The organism is Streptomyces telluris (assembly GCF_024519335.1).
GTDB lineage: Bacteria > Actinomycetota > Actinomycetes > Streptomycetales > Streptomycetaceae > Streptomyces > Streptomyces telluris.
Genome location: NZ_JANIID010000027.1, coordinates 63,069 through 77,576 on the forward strand (window position 1 = coordinate 63,069; position 14,508 = coordinate 77,576).

General features: G+C 68.8%; 11 protein-coding genes. 3 read left to right on the forward strand and 8 right to left on the reverse strand.

Annotated features, from left to right (window positions below; all coding sequences use genetic code 11):
- Window positions 1-808: 808 nt before the first annotated feature.
- A complete protein-coding gene (locus tag NQU55_RS25675) occupies window positions 809-991 on the forward strand; it encodes a hypothetical protein (protein WP_256791225.1) in 183 nt (60 codons plus the stop codon).
- Between the two features lie 183 nt (window positions 992-1,174).
- On the opposite strand, the gene NQU55_RS25680 is transcribed toward NQU55_RS25675, so the two are convergent.
- Entirely contained in the window at window positions 1,175-2,257 is a 1,083-nt protein-coding gene (locus NQU55_RS25680; RefSeq protein WP_256791226.1) for a ferritin-like domain-containing protein, read from the reverse strand.
- Between the two features lie 472 nt (window positions 2,258-2,729).
- On the opposite strand from NQU55_RS25680, the gene NQU55_RS25685 reads away from it, so the two are divergent.
- A complete protein-coding gene (locus NQU55_RS25685; protein ID WP_256791227.1) occupies window positions 2,730-4,151 on the forward strand; it encodes a Dyp-type peroxidase in 1,422 nt (473 codons plus the stop codon).
- 101 nt (window positions 4,152-4,252) lie between these two features.
- On the opposite strand, the gene NQU55_RS25690 is transcribed toward NQU55_RS25685, so the two are convergent.
- The 4 genes from NQU55_RS25690 to NQU55_RS25705 form a co-directional block, all read right to left on the reverse strand.
- Window positions 4,253-5,446, reverse strand: a complete 1,194-nt coding sequence (locus tag NQU55_RS25690) for a ferritin-like domain-containing protein (protein WP_256791228.1) — start codon at window positions 5,444-5,446, stop codon at window positions 4,253-4,255.
- Window positions 5,443-7,386, reverse strand: a complete 1,944-nt coding sequence (locus NQU55_RS25695; protein WP_256791229.1) for a GMC family oxidoreductase — start codon at window positions 7,384-7,386, stop codon at window positions 5,443-5,445. Before NQU55_RS25695 ends, NQU55_RS25690 begins: the two co-directional genes overlap by 4 nt.
- Window positions 7,383-8,018 carry a hypothetical protein gene (locus NQU55_RS25700; protein ID WP_256791230.1) on the reverse strand — a complete coding sequence of 212 codons (636 nt, stop codon included), beginning with the start codon at window positions 8,016-8,018 and terminating at the stop codon, window positions 7,383-7,385. The genes NQU55_RS25695 and NQU55_RS25700 overlap by 4 nt, the downstream gene beginning before the upstream one ends.
- Before the next feature lie 798 nt (window positions 8,019-8,816).
- Complete coding sequence (locus NQU55_RS25705; RefSeq protein ID WP_256791232.1) at window positions 8,817-9,188, reverse strand: deoxyxylulose-5-phosphate synthase; 372 nt, start codon at window positions 9,186-9,188, stop codon at window positions 8,817-8,819.
- A 447-nt stretch (window positions 9,189-9,635) separates the two neighbouring features.
- On the opposite strand from NQU55_RS25705, the gene NQU55_RS25710 reads away from it, so the two are divergent.
- Complete coding sequence (locus NQU55_RS25710) at window positions 9,636-10,724, forward strand: MerR family transcriptional regulator (protein ID WP_256791265.1); 1,089 nt, start codon at window positions 9,636-9,638, stop codon at window positions 10,722-10,724.
- Window positions 10,725-11,071: 347 nt separating this feature from the next.
- On the opposite strand, the gene NQU55_RS25715 is transcribed toward NQU55_RS25710, so the two are convergent.
- The 3 genes from NQU55_RS25715 to NQU55_RS25725 form a co-directional block, all read right to left on the reverse strand.
- Window positions 11,072-12,559 (reverse strand): CoA transferase, encoded by a 1,488-nt coding sequence (locus NQU55_RS25715; RefSeq protein ID WP_256791233.1) that lies wholly within the window; start codon window positions 12,557-12,559, stop codon window positions 11,072-11,074.
- 72 nt (window positions 12,560-12,631) lie between these two features.
- Window positions 12,632-13,636 (reverse strand): 3-hydroxyacyl-CoA dehydrogenase family protein, encoded by a 1,005-nt coding sequence (locus NQU55_RS25720; protein WP_168096739.1) that lies wholly within the window; start codon window positions 13,634-13,636, stop codon window positions 12,632-12,634.
- 109 nt (window positions 13,637-13,745) lie between these two features.
- Entirely contained in the window at window positions 13,746-14,483 is a 738-nt protein-coding gene (locus tag NQU55_RS25725) for an acetoacetate decarboxylase (protein WP_256791235.1), read from the reverse strand.
- Window positions 14,484-14,508: the final 25 nt, after the last annotated feature.

Here is a 14,508-nt window from a genome sequence, read left to right on the forward strand (position 1 = left end):
CTCTCACGGGCGCCGTCGGGCCCGGCCCGGCCATGCCGACCCGGCCAGGGGGACGGCGCGCTCACATGACGAGTGGACGGGCGGATGCACACCCGGGGCGTACATACGCGGTATGTGTGCCTACTTCCGATGTTTACCTCGTATTCTCAGCGTGCGCTCCCACCGCAGGGCGGTCAACTCCTGCTCATCGTCGTATTCAGCGAGCCGCTGACCAGCAGACGCAGGCGGGGGGACTGGACATGCGGCCTCCCTCCCGGAGGGCCGGCAGCGCCGGAGGGCTTGCCGGGTGGTTCGCCGGGCCGTCGGCGGCCGGGCGCGACCTCGCGTACGTGCCCGGGCGGGTCAAAGCGCGCCGCCCCGCCGGCGCACGCCGTCCGCGTACGCTCCGTGGGGCCCGCTTCCCCCTTCGCAGACCTGACGCAGAACGGCAACCCGGACGGCGCTGCCTGGCTCGCCCCGGCGTTGCCGGCCCCCGGCTTCGCCGCCTATCCGGTGAGTACCCTTCTGCGCCGAGTCCCGGCCCTGCGCCCGGTGCGATGGTTGGCCGGGCCCGGTGTGCTGGCGGTAGCCTGCCCGCTCGCCGTCGCCGTATCGGTGTCCGCCTGTGTCTCGGCAGCCGCACCCCGGCGCCGACGCCGGGCCGGAGGCCTGGCTGTGCCCGGCTGCGGTCGGGCCGGCTGCGGTCGGGCCAGCTGCGGTCGGGGTCGTGCCGTGGGCGGGTTTGTGCCGTGGGCGGTGTGGTGGGGTGTTGCCTCGTGACGCTGACGGGCTGCGCTCCCGGATGTCGGCGTGACGGCGAAGGGACCTGTTGCCTCTTCCCGCGCAGGTTCTCGCCCCGGGGGACACCACGGCCGTCTCCGATGGTGGCGGCTTCCGCCTCGGCAAGAGCGGAGGCACGGTCACACTGCTCGACCCCGAGGGCGTCAAGGCCCACGGCGTCGCCTACACGGGCCAGCAGCGCCGGCGAGAAGGATGGATGGTGACCTTCTGAAAGTCCCGGGTCAGCCCGAGAGCACGGGTGAGGTGGGCCCTTCCAGGACCGACACAGATCCTCGGCGGGGGGTCGGCGAGGCAAAGTCGGGTATCAGCGGCGCTCGCACCGGGGACGGCCAGACACTTCCTGCTGTTCCAGTTCACGAGCCGCTTGCCGTTGGTGTGCCGTTCCGCTCTCCTCTCACCCTCCGGCCTCGACGTACCGGAATTCCGGACCAAAGGCCATCCCACTGTCATCCGGCAGCGGGATCTGCATCAGCCGCCGCGCCGGATCCTCCAGTTTGCGCATCGCCTTGACGGCTTGGTTCAGCAATTGTGTCGGCGATGGCGTACTTGACGGATCCGCCTGCCAGGCCTGTTCGAGGAACCGAAGCATCGAACTGTAGTGCTGATTGAAGGTGTCGAGGAGCCCGCGCACCTCACTGGAGACCGGAACCCCTCCCTGCTCCCAGCCACCGCTGGGGACCGTCCCCATGCGGGAGGTTCGCGGCATGGGAATCTCGTCGCCCTGAAAGTCGAACTGCTGTGGGTCGCTTGACACCAGGATCAGTTTTTGGCCGCGGAAGATCTCCCGGAAGGAGTAGAAGTGGGCCAGCTCCCCCGGCTGCCCCGGGAACGGGTTGTCCGGCGACGCGGCAGTCCCTTCACCCTGCTCCTTGATGATGGTGATGGCGGCCTCTACGTCATCCAGCGATGCGAGTGCGACGACATCGTTCCCCTTTCCGTGGTGCGACATGTCCCTGATGACCTGCTTGGTTCCCTTGATGAGCTGCGGCTGCTTCCGGAACGCTTCAAGGATTTGCGTGTAGAAGGCCCCGATGGATGTACGGACTTCCGCATCCTCGACGACGGGGTCGTCAGGCCTCTCGATCTGGGAGTACATGTCGACCGACTCCTTGGTCAGTCCGGTGAGGGAAACGGAGAGCTCGGGCCGAACACCGCCGGGTAGAGGTCCGGGGTACTTCGGCACCAGTGCCGCGTCGGCCATACGGGGCGCGCCGCCGATGGTTGTGAGCATGTTGCAGACCAGGCCCATATGGGACATCTCATCAAAGATGATTTCCTTGATCGTTTCGGAGACGGCGCCTTCACGGTCCGGATCCTCGATCGACCAGAGGCCGCACAAGTATGGAGGAAGCGTCGCCAGCTCGAGCAGCACCGCCTGCTGCAACGCGTTTTTAAGCCACGACTCGTCGTGTTCCTCGGCGGGCGTCCGCATCAGTTCGACGATCGCATTGCTTCGGTAGTTGAGAACTGTGGACACAGTGCTCTCCTTCTCACTCGCGGGGATTCTGATTCATTGTGAAACACGGCGCGCGCCCGGTAGGAGTTCCCCTGTAGACCGCTATCACTTTCACCTGTTCGGCCGCGGCTCGCCGGAGTACGAACCGAAGAGGCCGGCCCTCGCGGAGCAGGCCGTAGAAGAGTGACGGTGCCCCTGGAGCCCGCCTTCACTCGCGACACCGTCGGGCAACCTCATGCTCCGGCGAACGCAAGTCGGCAGTCGGGAGCAACTGAGGACGCCATAGCCAGTTCGCACATCACCAAAGAATCCACCAGGCTGGACATCAGGTCCTGCACCGTCCACGACAGCTTCTCCTGCCTCCGACTGACCCAGGTCAGACGGACCCACCCGCACGGATGAGGGCCTCTGCTCCGGGCACCGGCCGACCTGCAGGCCGGCCGGACCGGAAAGACATCAGGTTCCACACTCTATGGAAATGGAAGGGGTCAGTATGCCCGTCTCCCTCACGAGTACGGATCCCCTGTCGTGGGAGAACGCCACAGGTGATGCCGACACGATGCTGCAGAATCTGCAGGCCAATATTCTGAAGGGCCACGTACGCGATCACCTTCGCATCCTGCTGCTGCAGTTCGACAAGGGCCCGGAAGACCCCACGGAAGCCCGGACATTCCTGACCAGGCTGGCCCCGCTGATGAAGTCGGCCAAGACACAGCTTCAGGAAGTGAAGGACCACAAGCAGAGCGAGTCGAACGGCGAATCAGGCACAGACACATCACCCTATGTCGGGGTCGGGCTGACGAAGGGCGGATACCTCCGGCTGGGCCTGTCCGAGCAAGCCGTCGATGAGGCTTTCAAGGATGCGGCTTTCAAAAGGGGGATGAAGGAGGCCGATCTGGAAGACCCGCCGACCACACAGTGGGAGGGCGCCTATCAGAAGGAGATCCACGCCATCGTCCTGGTCGGCGGCGCCGAACCCGGTTCGGTGAGCACCAAAGTCCAGGAGATCGAGGATCTGCGGACGAGCTCGATCAATGTGATCGGCAGGGAGACAGGCCTCGCCCTGCGCGATGCGGCCGGTCGTGGCATCGAGCACTTCGGATATGTCGACGGCCGCAGCCAGCCGCTGTTCCTCAAAGAGGACCTGGAGGAGGAGAGCCAGAACGGCGGAACCTCCATATGGGATCCGAAGGAGCCGCTGGGACGCGTACTCGTCGAGGATCCGCTGGCTCCCAACAACGCGACGGACTTCGGCAGCTACTTCGTGCTGCGCAAGCTGGAGCAGAACGTCCGGGCGTTCAGGAAGGCAGAAGACGACCTCGCCAATGCGTTGAACCTCAGGGACGGCGACCGGGAGCGGGCCGGTGCGATGCTCGTCGGGCGCTTCAAGGACGGCACGCCGCTCACCCTGCAGGCCACGCCCGGAGCGCACAGCCCGGTGATGAACGACTTCACCTACGCCGGCGACGGCGCCGCCGACAAGTGCCCCTTCCAGGCCCACATCCGCAAGACCAACCCGCGCGGCTCCGGCGGCTTCGAGCCGCCGAAGGCGGAGCGCCGGCACCTGATGGCGCGGCGCGGGCAGACCTACGGGGAACGCACCGACGGCCCCGGCGACGAGCCGCCCGAAGGCGGCGTCGGCCTGCTGTTCATGGCGTTCAACTCCAACCTGGTCGACCAGTTCGAGTTCACGCAGCTCAACTGGGCCAACAGTTCCAGATTCCCGAAATTCGGCAGTGAGCCGGCGCCCGGCCTCGACCCGGTCATCGGACAAGGCGACCGCATACCGGCGACCTGGCCACAGGTGTGGGGCGAGGAGGCGGGGCAGGAAGTCCCTGCTCCGGCAGAGGCCGTGACCATGAAGGGCGGCGAGTATTTCTTCATGCCCTCGCTCCCCTTCCTGCGGAGTCTGTGACCGGCACGCACCGACCACCACGAGCCGGAAGATCTCTTCGTAGCCTTCACGGACCCTGAGCACAGGCGAGCTGAGGCCGAGAGTACGCCGACCACGTCCGCTCAGGCGAACGTCTCGCCGGTGGCAGGAGTGAGGGCGGACAGGTCAACGGGCTCGCCGGCTTCGAGGCCGGCCAGGGCGATGTCGGCATCGACCGCTTGCGCGGCGGCATCGAACTGGGGCCGACCGAGCTCGAAGGTGGGGCTGGCGAAGATGCCGAGCGCCGCCAGCGCCGGATCGGGGTGCGGGTTGTGGTGGAGCTGTGCGGCCCGGTCCCGCAGCTCCAGCATGGTGGGCACCGCCAGGGCCATGACGCGGGGCTTGCCGTTGAACGCACGGTCCAGGCAGGTGAGCATGGCCGCGTACCGGGAGTTGAACTCCACAGCCTGGGCGTAGACGTCACTGGTCGCGGCGAACCGCTCGTAATAAGCGACCTTCGAGTCGCCATGGACGGGATGGGAGTCCTCCCAGCTGACATCGATCAACGGTCCGCTGGGCAGGTCCTTGGGGCGGTCGTGCGGGCCGTAGCTGCGTCCTGTGTAGATCTCGTTGAAGCGGAAGTAGTGGGCGAGCGTCCGCTCCTCCTTGAAGATCAGATCGTTGCTGTCCCAGATGGTGTCGCTCACGCCCTCGCCCTGCTCGCTGATCACCCGCAGCGCCAGGAGGGCGGACTTGGTGTCGCGGACGGCGAAGACCTCGCCACCGGAGTTGTAGAAGTCGTCCGGGCCCACCTGGAGGTGCTCGCGGCCCGGAGGGAAGACCGTGTGCTCGCCCTCCCTGTCCACGATCTGCAGCAGGCCCTGCCGCAGGGCGTCGTAGAACTGGCCGATGGAGGTCCATCCGGAGCCCTCCTGCGGCGGGGGTGTCATCGAGCGGGGCTGCTCGATGCGCAGAAACGTCCTCAGCGCCTCGGGCGAGAAGTGCAGCAGCGGCACCGGGGGCAGGTCGTCGCTGCTGAAGGGGAGCTTGGCCGGGTACTTCCCTACGAACTCGGCGCGGCCCACCCGGGGACTGCCGCCGACTGCGTTGAGCAGGTTGGCGGCCAGCGTCATGTGCAGCATCTCCTCCATCAGGACGCTGCGGATGGCGAAGTAGGCGGTGCGGTTCGTGCCGGGGCGAATGGTGTACATCCCGGTCATGTAGACGGGGATGGTCAGGTGCTCGACCTCCATCGCGGCCTGGAGGAAGGTGCGCAGTTCGCCGAGGTCCTGCGGGACGCGGAAGCCCCTCTCGTGCAGTTCGGTCGCGGTGATCACGCCGTCGCCTCCGTCTTGTCGGGGGTGCGGATCACGAATGGCCGGCGGGCGGTGGCCAGGGAGTCGTGGATCCGTTCGGCGCTGCGCAAGGCCAGCGCCATCATGGTGAGCGTGGGGTTGCTGGTACCGATGGAGGCCATGCTGCCGCAGCCCACGGCGTAGAGGTTGTCGAACTCGTGGGTCTTCTGGTCCACGTCGACCACCGAGGTCGCCGGGTCACTGCCCATGATGTGGGTACCGGCCCCGTGGCCTGCCCCGCTGTAGGCGAGGTCGGCACCCTTGTGGACGAAGTGCCCCAGCGGGGGGACGCCGTTCCGTGGCGCATGGTTGGTAAAGTCGTCCGCCCCCATACGGTGGAAGATCTCCCCAGCCACCGCCCGGGCGGCCAGTGCGCCGTCGCGGACGTGCTCGTTGAGGTCGTAGGTGATGACGGGGCGCGGGTTTCCCATGGCGTCGCGGCGGTGGGTATCGAGGGTGACACGGTTTCCAGGGTCGGCCGACTGTTCCACGGCGAGCTGCAATTGCAGCTGTCGGCCGACGCTGGAACCCAGCAGCCGGCGCAGCTCCGGGCCGAAGACACCGTCCGGCCGCACTTCGCCGTGCTCGTCGCCGCCGATGCCCAGGGCGGTGGCGACGTTGCTCATCGGTGCCCCGGTGGCCCAGCCCCAGCCCCAGTTGCCGATCTCGATACGGAAAGGAGCCCGGCTGCGGCGCCCTTCCCCGAAACGGAAAACCTCCCAGCCGGATGTGTGCCCCGGCCCCCGGAACGGCCCGACCGGCCCCTTTCCCTCCGCGCCGAGGGCCCAGCTGAGCACGGTGGGGTGGTCCATGAGGTTCCGGCCCACCTGGTCGCTCCGGTTGGCCAGCTCCGAGAAGAGCAGCAGCCGGGCGTTCTCGATGGCGTGCGCGGCGAGCACCACTACGTCGGCCTCGACGACGTACGAGTGACTGACGGGCGAGGCCGGGTCGGCATACGTGCGGTACTCCACCCCGGACACGCTGCGCACACCCGACCTGCGCACCCGGGTGACCACACAGCGGTTTGCCACCGTGACGGAGCCCGGGAAGGCCGCCTGGATACGCAGGGGCAGGGACTTCGCCTGGACGGGACAGATCGGTACGCAGCTGGCGTTGCCCACGCAGCGCTCGCCGAAGTTCGGCAGACCGACCGCACCCTGGACCCGGAAGGCGGCATCGGGACGGTAGCGGGGGTTGGGCGTGGAGTTGCGGGCCTGCGGCAGGCCGTAGAGGGTCAGCACGTAGTCCCGCTCGGCCACGGGATCGGTGATGACCTCCCCCTCCACCGCCTCTTTGCAGTACCGGTCGATGTAGCTGCGCGGGATCTCCTGCATCGGGTACTCGTAGCGGGAGTCGTGGACGACGCCGAGGTCGTGCTGCTCCTGCCCGTTGCCCGCGACGCCCAGGAGCCGTTCGGCCTCGGCGTACCAGGGCTGGAGCTCCGCGGCGCTGATGGGCCAGTCGCGCCCGTACCCGTATCGCGTGCGGGTCTCGAAGTCCTCGTCGCGCATGCGGGGGACGGCACCCAGCCAGTGCATGGCGGTACCGCCCAGAGCGCGCAGGTAATCAGTGCCGTACGGCAGCGGCCCGTTCTGGACGAAGTAGCCGCCCGCGGTGAACTCCGGCTCTCCGGGCCGGGGATTGCGCACCGGTGCGAGGTCCAGGACGTTGGGCGAGGGTGCGGCGACGTTGGGCCGGTAGGCGGAGTTGGGCACCTTCGCGACGGCGGAGCGGAAGGTGGACAGGGTGTCCAGGAAGCCGGGCCAGGTGTCGGTGCCGCCGTTTCCGGCCTCCAGGACAAGGACCTGCCAGCCCTTGTCGCCCAGCCGCTGGGCGAGCGCGCTGCCGGCCCAGCCGGCGCCGACGATGACGATGTCGTAGCGGCGGCGGGCCGCGGCGTCGGCAGTGATGTACTCCGTCATGCCCTGCCCTCGTCGACCGTGCCGGGGGCCGTGGCCACGGGGACCTTGGACGGCGGGACATGACGTCCGGCTCGGAAGCCGGGCAGCAGGTGGGCGGGAATGTCCTCGGGCGAGACCTCGGCATCAAGGCCGGTGCGGTAGGCGACGTCACGCACGCCGACTCTGTCACGCAGCTCCTGGACCTCGGGCGGTGCGGGCGGTCTGACTCCCCAGGTGCCGAAGCCGGGCGGTTTGGCGCCCGAAGGATGGCCGTGGAAGGTCCGCCACACCAGCCCCTCCACGTAGGCCTCCGGCGCCACCACGAACTCCGCGTTCGCCTTCTCGCGCCGCAGGTCGGCGTGGGCGGCGGGAGCCAGCCGGGGCCAGGCGCCGGTGTACCAGAGGTAGACCAGGGCGCGGGCCACCTCCCGGTGGGTTGGCGTCAGGTCCTGTGGCCCGCCGCCGCCCGTGACCGCCTGTTTCCACGCGGTCCAGAACGTCTCGAAGGGCTCCGGCCCCACCTGGCCGCGCGCGGTGTCCAAATACGCCCCGGCCATATCGGTCGCGTACAGATCGAATGCAGTGAAGCCGGTGAGTGAGACACAGAACTTCACAAAGTCCTGTACGTCTGCCGTCGCCGCCGGATCGGCCATCGCACTGCTCCTATCGGTAGGGCCCCGGTCCCGGGTCACGGGTCCCGTCCAACCCTGCCAGACGCTGCCCGAAGGACGGTCCGTCACGGCCGCCACCAACGGGTGAATACCGAGGGCGCATTTCGGCTAGCGTGGATAGGGCGCCGGCGAGGCACGAACGGTGGCGATGTGAGTTCCCTCGGTTAAAAAGCGCTGCGGAATTTGGCCGGATCGCCTGATGCGTTCATCCTGCTTTCCCGGGCCCGGTGACCGGGCTACGGCCTGTCTGATGGATCGACGGATCGACGGATTGACGGATCGCCTGCTCTGTCGCCTCGTGGCTGCCGAGCTCTGGTGGCGGGGGGGATCTGCCCGAGGGTGAGGAGTCAGCCGCCGGGTACGGGCCGCTGGAGGCCGTCGCCCGGAACAAGGCCGACCTTAAGCGCATCGAGACCCACTGACGGATATGCTTCCAGCGAGGCGACGTGAGTGTGGGGTGCGGGCCGGGGGCGGATGTTCGTGGCCGACGTGCTGTGCTTTCCGGCTTGGCGCCCCCTCGTGCGGGTCTGGGAAAATCTCAACGTCCATCTAGCTGGTGAATACGGGAATGCGCCGCACAGAACGCGGAGTGGCTGACGGTCGTGCAGCTGCCTACCTACGCTCTTTCGAGGACTTCGCCGTCGTCGGCCTGTACCACCCGTTGATCCAGCCGCTATCGCCGGTTCAACCTCCGTAATTCCATCGTCGCTTTCTGCCCGTTTTGCAGGTCGTCTCATTTGGTGAGTCGGCGGTAGCAGATGAGGGTGCAAGCGATGCGCATCAGCGCGGGATTACCGGACGCGACCGCTTTCGCTGCGGCGGCTCCCGCAGCACCAGTGCCTGCTCAGCCGGCACCTCGTGGTGCCTGGCGTACGTCAGGCGTTCGCGTACCTCGCCCATGGTGCGGGGGCGGTAGCCCGGGCCGTCGGTGCAGCCCATGTGGAAGCGGATGCCTGCCTGCAGCAGCAACGACAGCGTGCGCCAGGCGGCCTTGTCCCGTCGGCGTGGGGGCGCGAAGGCGGCGCCCACGTGGATAAGGGGACGCGCGCAGCGCGGACACGGGCGGTCCGCCAGGTCGTGGCGGCCGGGACGGCGCTGCTTGTACGAAGCCCGGCAGGGCAAGCAGACGTACGACGTCTTCGCAGGCGGCATGGGGAGTGAGTGTAGGCCTGCGCTCGGCCTACAGCCAGCGGTGGAAGTGCCACGCCGCCCAACCGATCGGGAACGTGAGGGAGGCGAGAGCCATGGCCTCGACCGCACGTGACGAAGCGCAAGGCACACCCGCGGCGCTGGAGGACAGCGAGCTCGCGGAACCCACGCCCGGTGACCAGGCCCGGCCGGCCCCAAGCCGTCGGGCTGTACCGGTGCCCATAGCAGTGCCGGGCCCGGCACTGCTGAGCTTACGGTCAGCGCGGCACCTCGGGTGTCTCGAGGACGTCGCAGGGATCGGGTAGGTGGCGTTCTCCTCACGGCCCTCGCCGTGCCCAACTTGATCACGAAGCACTCATCCCCGCGTGGGCCGAAGGCGAAGCGCTTGACCCTCACGTGGCGTCATGCCGCATTGTCTGTGGCGTGGAAAAGCACCTGACCGTGGGACGTGTGGCCGAGCTGGCCGGCGTGAGCGTCCGCACGCTGCATCACTATGACGAGATCGGCCTCGTACAGCCGTCCGCGCGGACCGGGGCCGGATACCGGGCCTACTCGGCGGGCGACGTGGAACGACTGCGGGAGGTACTCGGCTACCGGCGGCTGGGCTTCGGATTGCGCGCGATAGCGGATCTGGTGGACGACCCGGCCACCGATGCGGTCGCGCACCTGCGCCGGCTGCGGGGCATGCTGCTGGAGCAGCGCGACCGGGCTACCGCCATGGTGACGGCCATCGACAAGGAACTGGAGGCACGGACGATGGGGATCAGGACGACGCCGGAGGAACAACTTAAGGTATTCGGCGCGCAGTTGTATGAGTCCATCGGATCGGCATACCCGGCGACGCGGCACACCGAGCCTCGGATCGCCGCCAAGGTCTGGGATGCGCTCGGGGATGCCCGGACGGTACTGAACATCGGGGCCGGCACCGGCTCCTACGAGCCCCCGGACCGCGACGTCACGGCGGTGGAACCGTCGGCGGTCATGCGGGCACTGCGTCCCGCGAGCGCGGCGCCCTGTGTGGCCGCCAGTGCGGAGAGCCTCCCCTTCGAGGACCAGTCCTTCGATGCCGCGATGGCGGTCAGCACCGTTCATCACTGGCCGGACCCGGTCACCGGGCTGCGCGAGATGCGGCGCGTGGCTCGCCGCGTGGTGGTCTTCACATACGACGCCAGTACCCCCGGCTGGCTTCAGCGGTTCTGGCTCACCCGCGACTACCTGCCCGAATTCGCCGACCTTCTCGCCGGATGGCCTTCACTGGCCGACATGACCCGTGCGATCGGAGGCCGCGCTGAGCCGGTACTCATCCCGTGGGACTGTGCTGACGGCTTCTTCGAGGCCCACTGGCGCCGGCCCGAGGCCTACCTGGACGAACGTGTACGCCGCGCGGTATCGGTATGGACCAGAGTCGGACCGCAGGCCGAGCAGCGGGCGGTGGACAGCCTCCGCGACGACCTTTCCTCGGGCCGGTGGACCGAGCGCAACCGCGACCTCGCCGCCCTCGACGCGGCAGAGCTGGGCCTGCGCCTGCTCGTGGCCTGAACCGCCGTCCACAAGAGCCCGGCTATCGCCACCGCCGCCGGATCAGCGCCTTACTGGCGCCTGTCGGCCGGTCACGTTGCCGAATTTGATGCCCTGGAGGACACCCCAGGCCTGGAGACGGAGTACTTCTCAGGACCTCGGCCTCTCCCCCGTTCGAGACGTCCTTCCACGTGGGCGTCGCATGCCATAACGGCTGTCACCGGGGCAACTGATCCTCACCTGATGACGCCGACATGGACGCCGCTGTGGCGGATGCTGCGGTCGGAGAGGTTGAGCAGGGACCAAGCCCGGCCGGATCGGTCCGTGGTGCCGATTCGGCCGGGCAGTTCAGAGAGGGTGACCGGAGGTCAGGCGTGGGGCAGCCACTCCGGGCGGCAGGCGCCGCGTGGGAGGAGGATCTGCCGGTACGCGCCCGGCGTCTCGGACATCCGTACCTGGTCGGTGACTCCCTGATAGTGCCCGAGCGGGGTCTGGGCGGTGAAGGTCTCCGGGGCGGGGTAGGCGTGCTCCTCGCCGGTGCCTGCGATCGCGGTGGCGTACGCCTTGTCGAAGACACCCATACTCAGGATCCACAGGGCGACCCGGGACAGGGAGACGTGGACACGGTAGCTGCCGCCGTCGACAGCACGCCGGCGCAAGGCTTCTACGATGCCGGCGGTCATGAACCACGAGACCAGGTAGTCGTTGACCACCGTGATCGGCGGCAGGGCCGGCATGTCGCCGTCACCCTCCAGGTGCAGCAGCCCGGTCAGCGCACCCGCGGTCTGGTCGAAACCGAGGTAGTCGGCCCAGGGGCCGCTCCTTCCGTTCAGCGAGACGGTCGCGTACACCAGGCCCGGCCGCCGGGCGATCGCCTCGTCCTCCGACAGCCCGATGGCCTCCAGGAAGCCGGGACGACGGTTGGCGAAGAAGACGTCGGCCCCCGCCTGGAGTTCATGGATGCGAGCCAGCCCCTCGGGGGTGTACGGGCTCACCGTCGCCGAACGGACCCCGACGTTGGCCGTCCGGTAGGTGACGTCATGCTCCAGCTCGTTGGGCCGCCACAGGTTGAGCACGTCGGCCCCGTGCAGGGCCAGCGCCCGGCCGGCGCCGGCGCCGGCGATGATGTGGCCCATGCCCAGCGCCCGCACCCCGTCCAGCGGCGCCGTCGCGCCTTCGGGCAGGGGCTCGGGCGCGCTGTCTCCGATGCGCGTGATCTCCACCAGCGGCATGTGCGCGAGGTGGTCGGTGTACTGGCGCTCGGCCAGGATCTCGCTCGGCGTACGGACCATGGGCATCACCGCGCCCGCCTCGGCCCCGGCCCTCTCCAGCTCGCGGGCGTCCCACTTGGCGATGGCCGCGGCGACGGCCTCGGGCACCTCCGGTGCGCCGAGCAGTCTCTGGGCGGCCTGCTTGATGTTGGGGTAGATGTTGAACGGCATCATCCAGCGGTCATCGGCCGTCCGGTAGAACGCGTTGGCGTAGGCCATGTTGGGGATGGACGGAGTGCCGGCGGGGTAGCCGTTGAGCAGCTCCCACTTCTGGTCGTAGAAGGGGCAGAGCCGGTGCGGGCCCACCCGCAGGTCCATCGTGATGTCCTGGCCCGGGCCGCCGCGCTGCCGCCACAGCGCTGCGATGGCGGCGGACTTGGCGACGAGGGCGATGCCGGAGGCGGCTCCGAGCCGCAGGGTGCTGGGCACCACCGGATCGGCTCCGTAGTACGTGATCGCGCCGCCGGTGTCCTCGGGCTTCAGCCCGATGCCGGCCAGGACGGCGGCTGTTTCGGAGTGGACGTCGAACGCGTCGTCCGTAGCGGGAGCGGCGATCGCCTGGGTGATCTTGTCAGTGAGAGACATGGTGCGGCGTTTCCCGGATGAGGTGGATGAAGGTGGTGGGGGTGGGTGAGGGTGCGCGAGGTCGGTGATGGGTCAGTCGCGGGTGGGAGCGGGTGTGCCGGGGTCATGGCCATCGCCGAGGACACGCATCAGGGCGACCTGCGCGCGGTCGCGGCGGGCGGCGAGTTCACCGACCGGCACGTCGCCGAAGGCCTGCCGGGCCTGCTCGGTCAGCCGGGCTACGGTGGTCTCGTCGAAGGCGGGACTGCCCAGGCTCGGCCACGTGGCTTCCATGGCGCGGCCGAGGTGCTCGATGAAATGCGGCAGACCTCCGGGACCGCCGCCCAGGTGAAAGGTGCGGAAGGGGCCTGCAACAGCCCAGCGCAGGCCGATGGAGTCGGTGACGATGTCGTCGAGTTCCTGTTCGGTCACCACTCCCTCGGCCACCAGGTGGACGGCCTCGCGGAAGAGGGCGGACTGCAGCCGGTTGGCGACGAAGCCGGGGATCTCCTTGTGCAGGATCTGCGGCTGCTTGCCCAGCGCCGTGTAGAAGTCGCGGGCCTGCTCCACGGTGGCCCGGGAGGTCCGCTCGCCGGGCACGATCTCCACCAGCGGCACCAGGTGCGGCGGGTTGAAGGGATGGCCGACGACCAGGCGCTCGGGCTGCCGCATCGCCTGTGCGATGGCGGTGGCCGGGATGCCGGAGGTGGAGGTGGCCAGCAGAGCGTGGGCGGGCGCGGCCCGCTCGACGGTCCGCCAGATCTCCTGCTTGACCTCCAGGCGCTCGGGCCCGTTCTCCTGGACGACGTCGGCGTCCGCGACGGCGGTGGCAAGGTCGGCCTCGAAACGCAGCCGGTCGGCCAGGCCCTCGGTGGGCAGCCCCAGCCCGGCCAGGCCCTCGACGACCTCCTCCAAGCCGTCGAGGACCAGCTTCTCCACGTCGGGGCGCGGGTCACTGACGACGACGTCCATGCCGTGGGCGAGGAACAGGCCGGCCCAGGAGATGCCGATCACTCCGCCGCCGATGATCGTGGCCCGCCGGTACGTGCCCGGGAGGCGGTCGGTGTCCACCGCTGCCGTTTCGGTTCTGTTGTCCATGATCTTCACGCTTCTCTCGATATCCGGTGGTGCTGGTGGCTGGCCCTGACCACGGCCCTGACCACGGCCACGGCCACGGCGTCGGCGTCGGCCACGGCGTCGGGAACCCTCAGCCGGCGAGGTAGTCGTGGACCGCTTCGGCGGGGCTGAGGGTGAGGTCGGCGACGATGTGGCTCGCGCCGACGACCTCCAGGACGGGAAGGTCCGCGAGCGGCGCCAGCGCGTGGGCGAAGAACTGCAGCCGGGCCGGGCCGCGGAACGCGCTCTTGACGGTGATGTCGTCGATCCGGGTGCGGACCAGTTCGCAGATGCGCGGCGTACCGTCGTAGCCGAGTGCGGTCTTGACCATGAACGTAGGTGTACGGATTTCCGCGCAGGCCTCGTCCAGGTCCATCGGTTCGTGCTTGTAGCCCATGGTGGCGGTGGCCACGCGCAGCGAGCCGTAGTCCAGGGTGCCGACCAGCGTGTCGGAGTCGACACGGAGCACGGGCGAGCCGAACTTCTTCGGGTAGGCGCTCAGTTCGCGGCCGCTGGTGATCGCCGGCACGCTGTCGACGTACATCGCCAGGTTGAACTCACCGTGCTCGCCGTCGTGCTCGACGGAGATGAGCTGGCCCGCCTCGGTGTAGTCGCCCAGGCCCGTCACATCCGGCATCCGGATCACCTCGAAGCGGACCAGCGGCTCGGGGACGGTCAGCGGCTCTGGGACGATCCGGTGCAGGGCCTCGGGGTCGGTGCGATAGGTGATGTTGAGGTACTCGCGGTCGGCGAACCGGTACCGGGTGGGGGCATAGGCGGGCGCGTTCACCGGGGTGGTGAACAGGCGCGCGACGTCCTGTGAGCGCATCGGAGTACTCCAGGGAGACCACTGC

Excerpts from the sequence above, each read along its gene's own strand:
- NQU55_RS25685 (WP_256791227.1), top strand. The coding sequence starts at position 2,730 with ATGCCCGTCTCCCTCACGAGTACGGATCCCCTGTCGTGGGAGAACGCC.
- NQU55_RS25695 (WP_256791229.1), bottom strand. The coding sequence starts at position 7,386 with ATGACGGAGTACATCACTGCCGACGCCGCGGCCCGCCGCCGCTACGAC.
- NQU55_RS25700 (WP_256791230.1), bottom strand. The coding sequence starts at position 8,018 with ATGGCCGATCCGGCGGCGACGGCAGACGTACAGGACTTTGTGAAGTTC.
- NQU55_RS25705 (WP_256791232.1), bottom strand. The coding sequence starts at position 9,188 with ATGCCGCCTGCGAAGACGTCGTACGTCTGCTTGCCCTGCCGGGCTTCG.
- NQU55_RS25715 (WP_256791233.1), bottom strand. The coding sequence starts at position 12,559 with ATGTCTCTCACTGACAAGATCACCCAGGCGATCGCCGCTCCCGCTACG.
- NQU55_RS25720 (WP_168096739.1), bottom strand. The coding sequence starts at position 13,636 with ATGGACAACAGAACCGAAACGGCAGCGGTGGACACCGACCGCCTCCCG.
- NQU55_RS25725 (WP_256791235.1), bottom strand. The coding sequence starts at position 14,483 with ATGCGCTCACAGGACGTCGCGCGCCTGTTCACCACCCCGGTGAACGCG.